This window comes from Burkholderia sp. Bp8984 (assembly GCF_003853755.1).
Lineage (GTDB): Bacteria > Pseudomonadota > Gammaproteobacteria > Burkholderiales > Burkholderiaceae > Burkholderia.
Map to the genome: position 1 here is coordinate 1 of NZ_QTQN01000057.1, position 16,089 is coordinate 16,089.

Here is a 16,089-nt window from a genome sequence, read left to right on the forward strand (position 1 = left end):
GCGGCGCTGGCGGCGATCGCGAAGTCTCAGCCGATCGCCGCGTGCATGGTGATGCCGAACTTCCAGAATCCGCTCGGTTTCCAGATGCCCGACGAGCGCAAGCGCGAACTGGTGGAGTTCGCAACTAAAATCGACATGCCGATCATCGAGAACGGCGTATACAACGAACTGTATTTCGGCGAGTCGCATCCGAGCACGCTGAAGTCCTACGACCGCAGCGGAATCGTGCTGCACTGCGCGTCGTTCTCGAAGAGCCTGACGGCCGCGTACCGGATCGGCTGGGCGTTGCCGGGCCGGTATCGCGATCAGGTCGAGAAACTGAAGTTCCTGAACACGCTGGCGACGCCGTCGCTGCCGCAGCTGGCGATCGCCGAGTTTCTCGAACGCGACGGCTACGAGCATCACCTGCGGCGCCTGCGCAAGGCGTATGCGCAACAGGCGAACCTGATGCGCGCGATGGTGTCGCGGTTCTTCCCGGAAGGCACGCGCATCTCGAGCCCGGCGGGCGGCTACGTGCTGTGGGTCGAGTTGCCGGCGCAGGTCGATGCGATGCGGCTATACCAGCTCGCGCTGGAGCAGGGAATCACGATCGGTCCGGGTTACATGTTCTCGATCACCGACAACTACCGGAACTTCATCCGGCTGAACTACAGCAGCCCGTGGTCGCCGGAGATCGAGCAGGCGGTGATCGCGGTCGGCAAGCTCGCGGCGTCGTGCATGCGGTGAGTCGAACGCCGGTGCGCGTCGTATGCGCCGGCCCGCTCGATGCCGATATCCGGGCTGAACCGCGCGCCCGGGTGTCGGCGTGCGGCTATCAGCGACTGCCGCGCGCAATGGCCAGCATCACGCCGAAGCCGACGAGCAACACGCCAAACGTGCGATCGATCCAGTGACGCAAAGACAGCAAGCGATCGCGGACGGCGTCGGCGGAAAAACAGAGCGCCACGAGACTGAACCAGCCCGCGTGCGCCAGCGCGATGAACAGGCCGTAGCCGATCTGCACCGGTAATGGCGTGTCGGGGCGGACCGCCTGCATGAACAGGCTGACGATGAACACGGTGGTTTTCGGATTCAGCGCGTTCGTCAGAAAGCCGGTGCGCAGCGCCGCCAGATCCGACAGGGGCGCGGCCTGCGTCGCGGGGCGGCCGTCCACGGGTTTGGCCGCGAGCATCTTCGCGCCGAGGTAGATCAGGTAGAGCGCGCCGACGAGCTTCACGGCATTGAAGAGCCACAGCGACTGGCGGATCAGGAGGCCGACGCCGAGCAGCGTGTAGCTCACGTGAACCGTCACGCCCAGCCCGATTCCCCACGCGGTGAGCAGGCCCGAGCGGCGCGACAGCATCAGGCTGTTGCGCGTGACCATCGCGAAATCCGGCCCCGGGCTGATGACGGCCAGCAGCGTGATGGTGACTACGACTATCCATTCCGTCATTGCATCGTCCTTTTGAAATTCATCGTGATGAGCGAATATTAGGGATCACGATTCGCGAGGAAAAGCGATGATTTCTGACCAGGATGGTGAGCCTGACTCACATGAGGTTCGTACCAATCTGCCGTCGTTGATGGCCCTGCGCTGCTTCGAATCGGCGGCACGCCATGAGCATTTCAGCCGTGCCGCCGATGAACTGCATCTGACGCACGGCGCCGTCAGTCGCGCGGTGCGTCTGCTCGAGGACGATCTGGGCGTGGCGTTGTTCGAGCGGCGCAGTCGTCGGGTCTTCCTGACCGACGCGGGCCGCAAACTGGCGCAGGCCGTCCATGACGGCCTGCATCTGATGAAACAGGCCGCGCATGAATTGCGGACCGAGGCGGCTCGCGCGCAGCGTTGGGTGCTGTCGTGCGAACCGACGCTGCTGATGCGCTGGCTGATTCCGCGCTGGCCGGATTTCCAGGCGGCTTACGCGGGCGTCGATATCCATCTCGCCGCGGCGGGCGGCGCGTTCTCGTTCGACAACGGCATCGACATGGCGATTCGCCGCAATGACTTTGCGTGGCCCGCCGGCTATCACGCGGAGCGACTGTTCGCGGAGAAGGTCGGTCCGGTGTGCCGGCCCGACAAGGTCGATGCGTGGTTTTCAGGCAGTCGGCATGACCGCGCGTTGAAGCGGGGCGCGCCGCGACTGCATACCCGGACGCGGCCGGACGCATGGAAGGAATGGGCGACGGCCGCGGATCAGCCGGCGGGAAGCGGACGCGGGCAGGCGTTCGACCATTTCTATTTCAGCCTTCAGGCGGCCGTCGCGGGGTTGGGTGTCGCGGTCGGGCCGTGGCATCTCGTTCGCGACGACCTCGAAAGCGGCGTGCTGGTCGCGCCGATGGGTTTCGTTGAGGACGGCTCGCACTATTGCCTGCTGACGCCGGAGCCCGTGAAGGACGGAAGCGCGCAGTCGGATCTGCTCGGCTGGCTGAAGGCGATGGCCTGACGTGTGAGCCGGACCGTTTTATAGCGCCGGCGACATTCAAAAATCCAAAAAAAAATGGCGCCGCGGCCATTCAGCCCGCGGCGCCATTGCGTGTCGCCACGACGGGCATCACCCGCCGCAGCGCGACAGCATGCTTAGATCTGCACGGTGTCGGCGACTTCCTTGAAGTCTTCGATCTGGTCGAAGTTCATGTACTGGTAGATCTTGTCGCCGTTTGCCGTGAGCACGCCCATGTCGGCCATGTACTCTTCCTTGGTCGGGATCTTGCCCAGGCGCGAGCAGATCGCCGCCAGCTCCGCCGAGCCGAGGTACACGTTCGTGTTCTTGCCCAGGCGGTTCGGGAAGTTGCGGGTCGACGTCGACATCACCGTCGCGCCTTCGCGCACCTGTGCCTGGTTACCCATGCACAGCGAGCAGCCCGGCATTTCGGTGCGTGCGCCGGCCGTGCCGAACACGCCGTAGTGACCTTCTTCCGTCAGTTGCTTCTGGTCCATCTTGGTCGGCGGCGCGACCCACAGCTTGACCGGAATGTCGCGCTTGCCTTCCAGCAGCTTCGACGCGGCACGGAAGTGACCGATGTTGGTCATGCACGAGCCGATGAACACTTCGTCGATCTTGGCGCCGGCCACGTCGGACAGCGTCTTCACGTCGTCCGGGTCGTTCGGGCACGCGACGATCGGCTCGTGGATGTCGGCGAGGTCGATCTCGATGACGGCCGCGTATTCGGCGTCGGCATCCGGCGCGAGCAGTTGCGGGTCGGCCAGCCATTGCTCCATCGCCGCGATACGGCGCTGCAGGCTGCGCGGATCCTGGTAGCCCTGCGCAATCATCCACTTCAGCAGCGTGATGTTGCTGTTCAGGTATTCGATGATCGGTTCCTTGTTCAGGCGCACCGTGCAACCGGCGGCCGAACGCTCTGCCGACGCATCCGACAGTTCGAACGCCTGCTCGACCTTCAGGTCGGGGAGGCCTTCGATTTCGAGGATGCGGCCCGAGAAGATGTTCTTCTTGCCTTGCTTGGCGACCGTCAGCATGCCCTGCTTGATTGCGTACAGCGGAATCGCGTTGACGAGGTCACGCAGCGTGACGCCCGGCTGCATCTTGCCCTTGAAGCGGACCAGCACCGATTCCGGCATGTCGAGCGGCATCGTGCCGGTGGCGGCCGCGAACGCGACCAGGCCCGAGCCTGCCGGGAAGCTGATGCCGATCGGGAAGCGCGTGTGCGAGTCGCCGCCGGTGCCGACGGTGTCGGGCAGCAGCATGCGGTTCAGCCACGAGTGGATCACGCCGTCGCCCGGACGCAGCGCGATGCCGCCACGGGTGCTGATGAAGTTCGGCAGCGTCTGGTGCGTCTTCACGTCGACCGGCTTCGGATAAGCGGCGGTGTGGCAGAACGACTGCATCACGAGGTCGGCCGAGAAGCCGAGGCACGCCAGATCCTTCAGTTCGTCGCGGGTCATCGGGCCCGTGGTGTCCTGCGAGCCGACCGAGGTCATCTTCGGTTCGCAGTACGTGCCCGGGCGCACGCCCTGGCCTTCCGGCAAACCGCATGCACGGCCGACCATCTTCTGCGCGAGCGAGAAGCCCTTGCCGCTGTCGGCCGGCTGGTGCGGCAGGCGGAACAGCGTCGACGGTGCGAGGCCGAGCGCTTCACGCGCCTTCGCGGTCAGGCCGCGGCCGATGATCAGCGGAATGCGGCCGCCGGCGCGCACTTCGTCGAACAGCACGTCGGACTTGACCTGGAATTCGGCGATCACGTTGCCGTCCTTCAGCGCCTTGCCTTCGTACGGGCGCAGTTCGACCACGTCGCCCATGTTCATCTGCGACACGTCGAGTTCGATCGGCAGCGCGCCGGCGTCTTCCATCGTGTTGTAGAAGATCGGGGCGATCTTGCCGCCGAGGCACACGCCGCCGAAGCGCTTGTTCGGCACGAACGGGATGTCTTCGCCGGTGAACCACAGCACCGAGTTGGTGGCGGACTTGCGCGAGGAGCCGGTGCCGACCACGTCGCCGACGTAGGCGACCAGGTGACCCTTTTCCTTCAGCGATTCGATGAACTTGACCGGGCCGCGCTTGCCGTCTTCTTCCGGCGTGATGCCGGGGCGCGCGTTCTTCAGCATCGCCAGCGCGTGCATCGGGATGTCCGGGCGGGTGGTGGCGTCCGGGGCCGGCGACAGGTCGTCGGTGTTGGTTTCGCCCGTGACCTTGAACACCGTGATGGTCAGGCTTTCCGGCACTTCCGGACGGCTCGTGAACCATTCGGCGTCGGCCCAGCTCTGCAGCACGGCCTTCGCGTGCGCGTTGCCCTGGTCGGCGAGTTCCTTCACGTCATGGAACTGGTCGAACATCAGCAGGGTTTTCTTCAGCGCGTCGGCAGCGACGGCCGCGACCGCTTCGTCGGACAGCAGCTCGATCAGCGGCTGGATGTTGTAGCCGCCGAGCATCGTGCCGAGCAGCTCGGTCGCGCGCTCGCGCGAGATCAGCGGGCAGGCCGTCTCGCCCTTCGCGACGGCGGCCAGGAAGCCGGCCTTCACGCGCGCGGCTTCGTCGACGCCGGCGGGCACGCGGTGGGTGATCAGGTCGAGCAGCGTCTGCTCTTCGCCTGCGGGCGGGTGCGCCAGCAGTTCCACCAGTTCGGCGGTTTGCTGGGCCGTCAGCGGCAGGGGGGGAATACCGAGCGCGGCGCGGGCGGCCACGTGAGCACGAAAGTTTTCAAGCATGGGGGGACCTGCTGAGATTGCGTTTCAGGGGAAGGGCTTTCCAGGCACGCCGAGGCTGCTGTTCCGGACACTGCTTCACTGCTTGGACGGGATTCTAGTCGCAATATGGTCAGGCGTCAAATGTCTTATGTCTTATATAAGAGTTGCGGCGCGTGGCGGGTGAGCCGTCTTGCCGGGTATCCGGCGGGGCGCATCGAAGCCTGGATGCGAAGGAGGCGGAACATTGCGACCTGCGTGGGCGGGAGCGGGACGGTTCGACGCAGGGGCGTGATCGTGAATTTGGGCCGTCGCTACGATGCCCTGACGGCGGGACGGCATTTCGCTTGCCCTTGGTGCGACGCGTGCCGGGGTAGCTTCCAGCTCCTATATCATTCGGGTCAGTCCGTGCGCGGTAGCTGTACTTGCAGGCTGGAGGGCGGATTCCTCATGCCCGCATGCCGCCGAAGGCATCGATAAATTGTGGATATGCATCAGGAGTTGCTACGTGGAAAAGTCTGAGTTGCGGAATGATCTGGGGGAGTTGCGCGAACTCGTCCGCCAGTTTGTCGACGAGCGCGACTGGGACAAATTCCACACGCCGAAGAACCTGGCGACAGCGCTCAGCATCGAAGCGAGTGAATTGCTGGAGCCGTTTCAATGGCTCGTTTCGGGCGACAAGAGCGAACTTGGCGAAGCCAACCTGACGGCCGTTCGTCACGAGATGGCCGACGTATTGGTGTATCTGGTTCGCCTCGCGGACAAGATGGATGTCGATCTTTTTCAGGCGGTGCTTGAGAAGATGGAGCTCAACCGGGCAAAGTATCCGGCTGACAGAGTGAGGGGCGACTCGCGAAAATACTCTGAATATAAAAATCAGGAGAAATGAGGCTGGATGCAGGTCACGGCAAGTCGCGTGGCTTGATGATCCATTTGTCTGTTTCTCGGGCGGGGTTCATGACAACTTCGTTGCGACCGGAAATGTAGTCGACCCCAATTTGGGGGCTGGATGCAGCCTTTTCGTACGTGCGCATCGCGTTCTACATGACGCCGTTGTTCGGCACGCGCAAAGGCGCGCCGACGACGGCCGAAACCCCGAACCTGCTCGCCCGGCGCGAACGGATGCCCGCGCGTCCGGCCGTGCGGAAAGCGGCCGGCGCGCCGGCCGGCTACCCGACGTCGATCGACCACCCGTCCCGGATTTTCTTCGCGAGCTCGTCTAGCCGCCAGTCAGGCATCGGGCCGCCGAAGCCTGCCGGTCGCCGCCCGATGCGAACGGATCACCCGCCCGTCACCGGCGGGAAAAATGCCACCTCGCTATCCTCCCGCACGACGAATCCCCCGGTCACCATCTCGAGATTCACGGCCGCCCGCACGGGCCGGTCCATCCGCAGCGCTTCGCCGCTGCGCGCGTCGCGTGCGGCGAGCGTGCCGCGCAGCGCGTCGACGGTGACCTCGTGCGCATCGATCTCGACGACTTCCTGATCGATATGCAGCTGTTCGCGAATGCTCGCAAAGTATTTGATCGTCAGCTTCATTGAAATGTCCCGGGCGAAATCGGCGGAATGGGCGGAATCGGCAACGCATTGACCGGCACGCTCAACCCCATCGCCGCATCGCCTGATCGTCGTGCACCTTCGGCTCGACCCAGCCGGCCACGCCGTCGTGCCGGATCTCCTTCTTCCAGAACGGCGCATGCGTCTTCAGGAAGTCCATGATGAATTCACACGCATCGAATGCCGACGCGCGATGCGCGGCGGCCACCACGACGATCACGACCGGCTGGCCGAGCGGAATGCGCCCGACGCGATGCACGATCCTGACCGCTTCGAGCCGCCAGCGCGCGCTGGCTTCCTCGACGATGCTCCAGAGCGCCTGCTCGGTCATCGTCGGATAGTGCTCGACTTCGAGCGCGATCACGTCGTCGACGTCGCCTTCGTTGCGCACGACACCGAGGAAATTCACGACCGCGCCGACATTCGGATTCCGAACGATCGGTGCGATCTCGGTGCCGGCGTCGATCGCCGCGTACTGCACACGCACCTCGAAGCCGGCGGCAATCGCCGGCGGCGGCTCGGCGTGTGGCTCGGCGGGTTCGGCATGGGTGGCGTCACGCGACGGATCGTCGGGTGACGCGGCACGGGATTCGGTGAAACTCGTCATGACGGTTCTCCAGTAAGCGGTGCGCGCCGCCGAGCGCGGCAGCCGTCAGCCGCCGACGAGCGACATGCGCACGGTCGGATAGGTCTTGCCCGACGGCCGGGCCGCACGCGTGGCGCGCCGCTCGGAATAGCGGTCGTCGCGCCGCGTCCAGCGCACGCGCACGGCGTCGGCGAGGTGGTCGACCGATGCGCCGTCGTCGAGCCACGGCCGCAGGTCGGTGCCCTGCATCGCGAACAGGCAGGTATAGAGCTGGCCGTCGGCCGACACGCGGGCGCGCGAGCACGTGCCGCAGAACGGATGCGACACGCTCGCGATGAAGCCGACCTCGCCCGCGCCGTCGATGTGCCGGCAGCGGATGGCGGTGGCGTCGTGGCCCGGTTCGCCGACGAGCACGAGCGGATAACTCGCGTCGATGCGTTCGCGCATCCGCGCGGCCGGCACGACCTTGTCGCCGGACCACGCGCTCGCGCCGCCGACGTCCATGTATTCGATGAAGCGCACGGCCACGCCGCTATGACGGAAGTGGCGCACGAGCGGCAGGATCTGGTCGTCGTTCGCACCGCGCTCGATCACGGCGTTGACCTTCACGGGCGCGAGCCCGGCCGCCTGCGCAGCCTCGATGCCGGCCAGCACGCGCGCGACCGGCACGTCGGTGTCGGTCATCCGGCGGAACACGGCATCGTCGATCGCGTCGAGGCTCACGGTCACGCGCGACAGGCCCGCATCGCGCAGCGTGCGTGCCTTCGCGGCGAGCAGCGAACCGTTGGTCGTCAGCGCGATTTCGATGGGCTTGCCGTCGGCGGTCGTCAGCGTCGCGAGCCGTTCGATCAGCGCTTCGAGATTGCGGCGCAGCAGCGGCTCGCCGCCGGTGAGGCGGATCTTCTCGACGCCGAGCGAGACGAACGCGCGCGCGATCTTCTCCAGTTGCGCGAACGACAGCCGCTCGGACGACGGCATGAACGCATAGTCGGGCCCGAAGCTGTCGCGCGGCATGCAATAGCCGCAGCGGAAGTTGCACTGGTCGATGACGGACAGCCGCAGATCGCGCAGCGGCCGCGCGAGCGTGTCGAGCGGGCGGGGGAAGGCGCCGGGCGATGCGCCGCCGGATGCAGTGGCGGCCGGTGCGGGAGCGATGGCATTCACGATCGGTTTTTCGACCTGCATGAAGTGAGCGGAACGGCGTCGCCGGTCGGCCGCCTGTGTGCCGACGTGTCGGCGCACGGGTCGTGACGAGCCTCTTCGTGAGGATAGTCCGCCGGATTTTTCCGACAGGGACACAATCTCGCCCGAAATGCAGGAATACAGTTCGTGATCCTGCCTGCACGCAAGGCGGACATGACGCGCATGGGCATGCTCACGCGAGCCAGTGCGTGAAATCGTAATACGGCACCGCGTCGCCGCGCGCGATGCGTCGGCCGGCCGGCAGCCGCGCGAGCCCGCTCGCCTGAACGAGCGATTGCAGCGTGCCGGCGCCTTGTTGCCGCAGCGTATCGAGTACGGGCGCGCCATTGGCGTCGAGGCTGCGGCGCACGCGGACGAAGCGCTCGCGCTGCGCATCGGGTTCGACGTCGATGTCGATCGGCAGCGACGGCACGGCTGGCAGGCAGTCGTCGCGCCCCTGCAGGCAGCGGATCAGCGGCGTGACGAACAGCGCGAACGCGGTCATCGCGGCGCCCGGATTGCCGGGCAGCAGCACCACGGGCCGTTCGTCGAGCCGCGCGAGCGCGACCGGCTTGCCGGGTTTCATCCGCACGCCCGACACCACGAACGACGCGCCGAGCGCGGTCAGCGCGGGACGCAGCAGGTCCTTGTCGCCGACCGATGCGCCGCCGACGCAGACGACCAGGTCGCAGCGCGCGGCCATGCCGCGCAGCGCCTGATCGACGGCGGCCGGCGTGTCGGCGGCGTGCTCGCTCGCCGCGACGCCAGCACCGGTTCCCGACACCAGCGCGGCGAGCATCGGCGCGTTGCTGTTGTAGATCTGCTGCGGCGCGCGCGGCTGGCCGCACGGGACAAGCTCGTCGCCGGTCGTCAGGATGCCGACCCGCAGCGGCGGGCGCACGTCGATGCGCGCGCAACCCTGCGCGGCGGCGACGCCGACGTGCATCGCGCCGAGCCGCATGCCGGCCGGCATCAGCAGGGTGCCCGCGCGCACTTCCTCGCCGCGGCGGCGGATATGCGATCCGCTGCGCTGCGGTGTGTCGAACGCAACCCAGCCATCCTGTTCGTGCGCGTGCTCCTGCATTACGACGGTGTCGGCGCCCGGCGGAATCAGGCTGCCGGTAAAGATGCGCGCGGCCGTGCGCGGCGCGAGCGGCGCCGGCGCGTCGCCCGCATAGCAGCGCTGCGCGACGCGCAGCGGCTCGCCGTGTTCGAGGTCCGCGTGACGGACCGCGTAGCCGTCCATTGCGCTCTGGTCGGCGGGCGGCTGGTCGAGCACGGCGGTGAGCGGCGTGGCGAGCACGTGGCCGGCCGCCTGCACGACCGGGATGGAGACGGCCGCATGCGGCGGCGCAAATACGCCGGCGAACTGCCGTTGGGCGGTGTCGAAATCGGTCAGGGGTTTCATCAAGCGGTGAGCGCCTGCGCTTGCGCAGGCGTCGGTTCGGGTAACGGGAGCGGGTCGGGCGACACGTATTCGACGAAGCCGTCGTTGCGGCAGAAGCCGAGCAGCCGCACGCCGGCTTCGCGGGCGACGTCGATCGCGAGCGAGGTCGGCGCAGAAATCGTCGCGATCATCGGGATGCCGACGCGTGCGGCCTTGCGCACGAGCTCGTAGCTCGCGCGGCTGGACAGGAACACGAAGCCCGCGCCCAGGTCGGCGCGGCGCCGCGCGAGCCGGCCGATCAGCTTGTCGAGCGCGTTGTGGCGGCCGACGTCCTCGACGACTTCCAGCACCGTGCCGTCGCGCTCGCACCACGCGGCCGCGTGGATGCCGCCGGTCGCGTGCATCAGCGGCTGCCGCTGCGGCAGCGCGCGGGCGGCGCGCGCGACGGCGTCGGCGCCGATGCCGGCCGCCGCGCCCGCGGCCGCGATGCGCGGCGGATGCAGGTCGAGCTGCGCGATGCTCTCGATCCCGCAGACGCCGCAGCCGGTGCGGCCGGCCAGCGCGCGCCGGTGCGCCTTCAGCGCCATGAACGCCTGCTGCGCCACGGTGAGCCGCACTTCGGCGCTGCCGGGCCGGCATTCGCTTTCGATATCGAAGACGTCCGACGCGCGCTCGACGATCCCTTCGCTCAGCGCGAAGCCGAGGCCGAACGCGTCGAGGTCGATCGGCGTCGCCATCATCACCGTGTGCGCGATGCCGTTGAATACGAGTGCAACCGGCGTTTCGTCGACGACGCGATCGACGGTGTCCCGCGCGTCGCCGGCACGATGACGCGTCACATGACACGCGCGGGTGCCGGCCGGATCGTCGGGGCGGTCGCTGGGCTCCATGCGGGTTTCTCCAGGGGGATCGGCCGGCGCGGGCGCCGGGCGATCGAAACGGATTCTGCGGGGGCGGTGCGCGGGGTCGCGCTCGCTCGCCACGGGCAGGCCAGGAGCCGATGGTACGGGCGTTCGGCGGTGCCGCGGATGCACAGCGTTGCAGAGCGGAAAGCAGTACAGCCGAGGGCCTCGCGGCGCCGAAACGGGTTTTCCGTACACACATCTTCGGCCCCGGGGAAAGCACAGTTTCAGCGCACGTCCGCGCGATTGCGAGTATCGTCTGAAACGCGATATCGTCATTCACGCTTCGTTGCCGTGCACTGCGATCCGTCGTTGTGTGCACGTGCCGTCGCGAAGCCGTCGCGCGATTTCCTGCTTCGAGCTGACGTCCTCACAACCACGAGCAAATTACGGTCATGGAAATCTTCGATGCGTTCCATCTCGCCCGATTGCAATTCGCGTTCACGGTGTCGTTCCACATCGTGTTTCCGGCGATCAGCATCGGCATGGCGAGCTTCCTGGCGGTGCTGGAATGGCGCTATCTCGTCACCGGCGACGCCGCCTACAAATCCATGTTCCAGTTCTGGTCGAAGATCTTCGCGATCGGCTTCGGGATGGGCGTCGTCTCCGGCGTCGTGATGGCCTACGAGTTCGGCACGAACTGGGCGGGCTTCTCGCGCGTCGCGGGCAACATCACCGGCCCGCTGCTCACGTACGAAGTCCTGACGGCCTTCTTCCTCGAGGCCGGCTTCCTCGGCGTGATGCTGTTCGGCTGGCAGCGCGTCAGCCCGCGCGCGCACTTCTTCGCGACGCTGATGGTCGCGGTCGGTACGCTGATCTCGACGTTCTGGATCCTCGCGTCGAACAGCTTCATGCAGACGCCGCAGGGCTACAAGATCGAGAACGGCCTCGTCGTGCCGGTCGACTGGTTCAAGATCATCTTCAACCCGTCGTTCCCGTATCGCCTCGTGCACATGACGATCGCCGCGTTCATCGTCGCGGGCTTCATCGTCGCCGCGTGCGGCGCGTGGCACCTGCTGAAGGGGCGCCGCGACGAGCCGGTCAAGCGCAGCTTCTCGATGGCGCTGTGGATGCTGCTGCTGCTCGCGCCGATCCAGATCGTCGTCGGCGACGCGCACGGGCTGAACACGCGCGAATACCAGCCGGCGAAGATCGCGGCGATCGAAGGGCTGTGGGAAACCGAGAAGGGCGGCACCGCGCTGAACCTCGTCGGCCTGCCCGACATGCAGGCCGAGACGACGCGCTATGCGATCCAGGTGCCGCACCTCGGCAGCCTGATCCTCACGCACAGCTGGAGCGGCGAGATTCGCGGGCTGAAGGAATTCCCGGCGCAGGACCGTCCGTATTCGCCGATCGTGTTCTGGACCTTCCGGATCATGGCCGGCCTCGGGATGCTGATGCTGCTCACCGCGCTGCTCGGCCTGCTGCTGAGAAAGGGCGGACGCCTGTATGAAACGCGCTGGTTCCAGTGGTTCGTCGTGTGCATGGGGCCGTCGGGCATCGTCGCGCTGCTGGCCGGCTGGATCACGACCGAGGTCGGGCGGCAGCCGTGGACCGTCTACGGCGTGCTGCGCACCGTCGATTCGGTCGCGCCGCTCAGCGCGCAGCAGGTCGGCGTGTCGCTGCTGATCTTCGTGGTCGTGTATTTCCTGGTGTTCGGAACGGGTATCTACTACATGCTGAACCTGATGAAGCGCGGACCGGCTGCCCACGCCGGATACATCGAGCTGCACCGGCATCCGGGGCTGCGCAAGAGCGCGCTGTCCACGCCGCTGAACGTCACCGAAGCGGAGTAAGCCATGCAGATCGATCTTCCTGTCGTGTGGGCCGCGATCATCGGCCTCGGCGTGTTCATCTACGTGATGCTGGACGGCTTCGACCTCGGCATCGGCCTGCTGTTTCCGTTCTTCGACGCCAAGGTCGAACGCGAAGTCATGCTGAATACCGTCGCGCCGGTGTGGGACGGCAACGAGACCTTTCTGGTGCTTGGCGGCGCGGGCCTGTACGGTGCATTCCCGGTCGTCTACTCGACGCTGTTGCCGGCGAACTACCTGCCGCTGATCCTGATGGTGGTCGGGCTGATCTTCCGCGGCGCGGCGTTCGAGTTGCGCGCGAAGGCGAACCGCACGCAACACCTGTGGGATCTCGCGTTCATCGGCGGCTCCGCGCTGGCCGCGTTCTGCCAGGGCGTCACGCTCGGTTCGCTGCTGCAGGGCATCCGGATCGTGAACAACCAGTTCGCGGGCGGGCCGTTCGACTGGCTGTCGCCGTTCAGCCTGTTCTGCGGGATCGGCGTGCTCGTCACCTATGCGACGCTCGGCTGCGGCTGGCTGATCCTGAAGGTCGACGGCGAACTGCAGCGCAAGATGCGCGTGCTGATGAAGCCGCTCGCGGGCGTGCTGCTCGCCGTGATGGGCGTGGTCAGCCTGTGGACCGTGATCGGGCTGCCGGCCGTCGCGCACCGCTGGTTCGGCAGCGGCTACCTCGGCTGGTTCCTGCCGGTGCCGGTCCTCGTCGTCGCATGCGTGTGGGGCATCTTCCACACGCTGAAGCGCCGGCACGAGGCAACGCCGTTCCTGCTGACGCTCGCGCTCGTGTTCCTCGGCTATACCGGCCTCGTGATCAGCATCTGGCCGAACATCGTGCCGCCGTCGCTGACGATCTGGGATGCGTCGTCGAGCCATTCGAGCCAGCTGTTCGCGCTCGTCGGCACCGTGATCGTGCTGCCGATCATCCTCGTGTACAACGCGATGCAGTACCGCGTGTTCCGCGGCAAGGTGCGCGAGGGCGACGCCGGCTATCACTGACCGGCGCGGCCGGTGACGGCGTGCGGCGTGCGGCGTGCGGCGCGCGGCGTGCGCGGGCGTATCATCTCGCGCAGCCGCCGTGCGGCTCGTCACCCGGCCCGGTAGCGATCGGACAGCGGCCCGCCACGCGCGGGCCGTCGCACATCGGGCGGCGGCGCGCCGCATTGCGTATTCCCTTGGCAGTCGAGACAACACCATGATCGTCAGACCACGACAAAACTGGCTCAGGATGCTGTTCGTATGGAACGGCTCCGTGCTGCAGTCGATCATTCCGCAACTCGTGTTCATGGCGGTCGTCAGCACGCTGGCGGTCTTCACGAACGGGCGCATCTTCGGCGAGAAGATTCCGCTGAACACCGCGCCGTTCACGCTGTTCGGGCTCGCGCTCGCGATCTTTCTCGCGTTTCGCAACAACGCGAGCTTCGAGCGCTTCAAGGAGGCGCGGCTTCTGTGGGGCAACCTGCTGATCGCCGCGCGCACCGTCACGTCGCAACTGCGGCGCTACCTGCCCGACAGCGTCGGCGACGCGGAGCGCAACCGGCTCGCCGATCTGCTGATCGCGTTCACGTATGCGCTGAAGCATCAGCTGCGCCATACCGATCCGGCGCAAGACCTGCAGCGCATCCTCGGCGCCGAGCGCGCCGCCGCGTTCGCGCACAAGTGCTACCAGCCCGTCGCGATTCTCGACGAACTGCGCGGCGGGATCGTCCGCGCGCTGGGCCGCGCGCCCGGCAGCGACGCGACGTGCTGGATGTTCGATGCGCAGCTGGTCGAACTCGGCAAGGCGGTGGGCGGTTGCGAGCGGATCCTGACGACGCCGATTCCGTTCTCGTACAGCGTACTGCTGCATCGCACCGTCTATGCTTATTGCGTGCTGCTGCCGTTCGGCCTCGTCGATTCGACGGAGTTTTTCACGCCGCTGATTTGCGTGTTCATTTCGTACACGCTGATCGCGCTCGAAGCGATCGCGAACGAGGTCGCGGAGCCGTTCGGCCTCGCGCCGAACGCGCTCGCGCTCGATGCGATGGCGCGCACGATCGAACGGTCGGTGCTCGAGCTGGGCGATCGCGCGATGCCGGAGGAATTCGTGCCGGCATCGACGTATCAGATCACGTGAGCGGCACGGCGACGACGCGCGCGGCGGCACGCGTGATTCGGAGAACATCACATGCGCATCTACGTGACGAGCATCTTTGTCGACGATCAGGACAAGGCACTCGCGTTCTATACCGACACCCTCGGCTTCCGATTGAAGAACAACGTGCCGGTGGGCGAGTACCGCTGGCTGACGGTCGTGTCGAGGGACCAGCCTGACGGCACCGAGCTGATGCTCGAGCCGAGCCATCATCGCGCGGTCGGGCCTTTTCGTCAGGCGCTCTACGAGGACGGCATTCCGGCGGCGTCGTTCCAGGTCGACGATCTCGACGCGGAGTTCGCGCGGCTCGACGCGCTCGGCGTGCGCTTCACGCTGGCGCCGATGGACGCGGGGCCCGTGCGCGTCGCGGTGCTCGACGATACGTGCGGCAACCTCGTGCAGCTGATGCAGATGAAGTGACGCGTGGCGGGCGCGGTGTTCGACGCGCCGATCAAAGCGTCGGTGACGCTGCGTGAGGATCAGTTCCTGATCGCATCGGCGTCCCACGCACCCAGCGCTATAGCTTTGCCCAGCATGCAGACGGTCAACGCGTCTCGATCGAACGTATGGGGCTTCCTGAGAATGAACTTGCGAACCAGGTGATACAGGAGCCCTTCACCCTCCATCAGGAAGTAACGCCCGAAATCGTAGTCGCCGCGATCCACACCGAATCGGGCGAAGAAGCGCTCCATGAAGATGTCCGCGTCGTCTCCGGTTTGTCCGAGATCGTCGGCGATCGAGGTCTCCGCGGTAATCCGCTGTTTGCTCGATACTGCCGCCTCCTCGCGAACGCATGCTTCCAGTGCTTCCCAAATGTGGCGGTCGTCCGTCATGGAGTCCTGTCCTCCGTTTTTGCAATCTGGTTGTACCGGTAGCGGGTTCGAAGTGACATGTTTGTGTAGACTCGTGCTCGTTCAACGGAGCCAATCCCATGCAACTTCTCGACCACGTGTCCATCGGCGTTCCTGATATCGACCAGGCACGCCCTTTCTATGACGGCATCATGGCCGCACTTGGCGCGGCCAAGGTTTACGACCGGCCCGCCGCACTCGGTTACGGCGAACGCTGCAATGCAAACGACACCACCTCGACTTTCCTGGCCGTGTATCTCGATCCCGCCGAAGTCGGAACGAGCAAGCGGCACTGGTGCTTCAAGGCCGCTTCTCGCGAGCAGGTACATGCATTTTTCGAGGCAGGGCTTTCCGCGGGCGGGCAGTCCGACGGCGATCCCGGATTGAGGCCGCATTATCACGCCGACTACTACGCGGCGTTTCTCGTCGACCCTGCCGGTAACCGGATCGAGGCCGTGTGCCACGTAGCGCCGTCGGCGCACGAGCGGTCGTGACGGTGCTTGCGGACGACTGACCGCGGCTTCGCGGTGTGCCGGTGGACATCGGGGTTAGCGCGGCGCCGGC

Annotated in this window: 16 protein-coding genes; 8 read left to right on the plus strand and 8 right to left on the minus strand. The window is 66.4% G+C overall.

Translation table 11 applies throughout. From position 1 onward, the window contains the following. A partial coding sequence (locus DID98_RS33865; RefSeq protein WP_148093551.1) for a PLP-dependent aminotransferase family protein occupies positions 1–726 on the plus strand: 726 nt, incomplete at its 5' end. A gap of 88 nt (positions 727–814) precedes the next feature. Here DID98_RS33865 and DID98_RS33870 read toward each other — a convergent pair. Beyond that, the gene (locus DID98_RS33870) at positions 815–1,432 is read right to left on the minus strand and encodes a LysE family translocator (RefSeq protein ID WP_124572128.1); all 618 of its coding nucleotides are present in this window, start codon (positions 1,430–1,432) and stop codon (positions 815–817) included. A gap of 67 nt (positions 1,433–1,499) precedes the next feature. On the opposite strand from DID98_RS33870, the gene DID98_RS33875 reads away from it, so the two are divergent. Then, complete coding sequence (locus DID98_RS33875) at positions 1,500–2,423, plus strand: LysR family transcriptional regulator (RefSeq protein WP_124572129.1); 924 nt, start codon at positions 1,500–1,502, stop codon at positions 2,421–2,423. Between the two features lie 134 nt (positions 2,424–2,557). Here the strand turns inward: DID98_RS33875 and acnB are convergent, their stop codons facing one another. Beyond that, positions 2,558–5,143, minus strand: coding sequence for a bifunctional aconitate hydratase 2/2-methylisocitrate dehydratase (gene acnB, locus DID98_RS33880; protein WP_124521645.1), 2,586 nt, complete (start codon positions 5,141–5,143; stop codon positions 2,558–2,560). 484 nt (positions 5,144–5,627) lie between these two features. On the opposite strand from acnB, the gene DID98_RS33885 reads away from it, so the two are divergent. Then, the gene (locus DID98_RS33885; RefSeq protein ID WP_124485753.1) at positions 5,628–6,008 is read left to right on the plus strand and encodes a nucleotide pyrophosphohydrolase; all 381 of its coding nucleotides are present in this window, start codon (positions 5,628–5,630) and stop codon (positions 6,006–6,008) included. A gap of 391 nt (positions 6,009–6,399) precedes the next feature. Here DID98_RS33885 and DID98_RS33895 read toward each other — a convergent pair whose 3' ends face one another. From DID98_RS33895 to fdhD, 5 genes are all read right to left on the minus strand, one after another. Beyond that, positions 6,400–6,657, minus strand: coding sequence for a MoaD/ThiS family protein (locus tag DID98_RS33895; RefSeq protein ID WP_044848136.1), 258 nt, complete (start codon positions 6,655–6,657; stop codon positions 6,400–6,402). 61 nt (positions 6,658–6,718) lie between these two features. Then, positions 6,719–7,282 (minus strand): molybdenum cofactor biosynthesis protein MoaE, encoded by a 564-nt coding sequence (locus tag DID98_RS33900; RefSeq protein WP_124485754.1) that lies wholly within the window; start codon positions 7,280–7,282, stop codon positions 6,719–6,721. A 45-nt stretch (positions 7,283–7,327) separates the two neighbouring features. Further along, positions 7,328–8,446 carry a GTP 3',8-cyclase MoaA gene (gene moaA / locus DID98_RS33905; protein ID WP_124572130.1) on the minus strand — a complete coding sequence of 373 codons (1,119 nt, stop codon included), beginning with the start codon at positions 8,444–8,446 and terminating at the stop codon, positions 7,328–7,330. A gap of 190 nt (positions 8,447–8,636) precedes the next feature. Beyond that, on the minus strand, positions 8,637–9,851 hold the full coding sequence (gene glp, locus DID98_RS33915; protein WP_124572131.1) for a gephyrin-like molybdotransferase Glp: 1,215 nt from the start codon (positions 9,849–9,851) through the stop codon (positions 8,637–8,639). Beyond that, on the minus strand, positions 9,851–10,720 hold the full coding sequence (gene fdhD, locus DID98_RS33920; protein WP_124485757.1) for a formate dehydrogenase accessory sulfurtransferase FdhD: 870 nt from the start codon (positions 10,718–10,720) through the stop codon (positions 9,851–9,853). The genes glp and fdhD overlap by 1 nt, the downstream gene beginning before the upstream one ends. 407 nt (positions 10,721–11,127) lie before the next feature. On the opposite strand from fdhD, the gene DID98_RS33930 reads away from it, so the two are divergent. The 4 genes from DID98_RS33930 to DID98_RS33945 all read left to right on the plus strand — a co-directional run bounded on the left by DID98_RS33930 (position 11,128) and on the right by DID98_RS33945 (position 15,094). Continuing rightward, positions 11,128–12,528: a cytochrome ubiquinol oxidase subunit I gene (locus DID98_RS33930; protein ID WP_044848141.1), complete on the plus strand. Its 1,401-nt coding sequence runs from the start codon at positions 11,128–11,130 to the stop codon at positions 12,526–12,528. Between the two features lie 3 nt (positions 12,529–12,531). Further along, on the plus strand, positions 12,532–13,539 hold the full coding sequence (gene cydB, locus DID98_RS33935; protein WP_124572132.1) for a cytochrome d ubiquinol oxidase subunit II: 1,008 nt from the start codon (positions 12,532–12,534) through the stop codon (positions 13,537–13,539). Between the two features lie 196 nt (positions 13,540–13,735). Beyond that, positions 13,736–14,656: a bestrophin family protein gene (locus tag DID98_RS33940; RefSeq protein ID WP_124485759.1), complete on the plus strand. Its 921-nt coding sequence runs from the start codon at positions 13,736–13,738 to the stop codon at positions 14,654–14,656. 51 nt (positions 14,657–14,707) lie between these two features. Beyond that, positions 14,708–15,094: a VOC family protein gene (locus DID98_RS33945; RefSeq protein ID WP_124572133.1), complete on the plus strand. Its 387-nt coding sequence runs from the start codon at positions 14,708–14,710 to the stop codon at positions 15,092–15,094. Positions 15,095–15,153: 59 nt separating this feature from the next. Here the strand turns inward: DID98_RS33945 and DID98_RS33950 are convergent, their stop codons facing one another. After that, positions 15,154–15,507, minus strand: coding sequence for a DUF1493 family protein (locus DID98_RS33950; RefSeq protein ID WP_124485761.1), 354 nt, complete (start codon positions 15,505–15,507; stop codon positions 15,154–15,156). Positions 15,508–15,605: 98 nt separating this feature from the next. Here DID98_RS33950 and DID98_RS33955 point away from each other — a divergent pair, with 98 nt between their 5' ends. Next, positions 15,606–16,019, plus strand: coding sequence for a VOC family protein (locus tag DID98_RS33955; protein ID WP_124485762.1), 414 nt, complete (start codon positions 15,606–15,608; stop codon positions 16,017–16,019). The last annotated feature ends 70 nt before the right edge of the window (positions 16,020–16,089 follow it).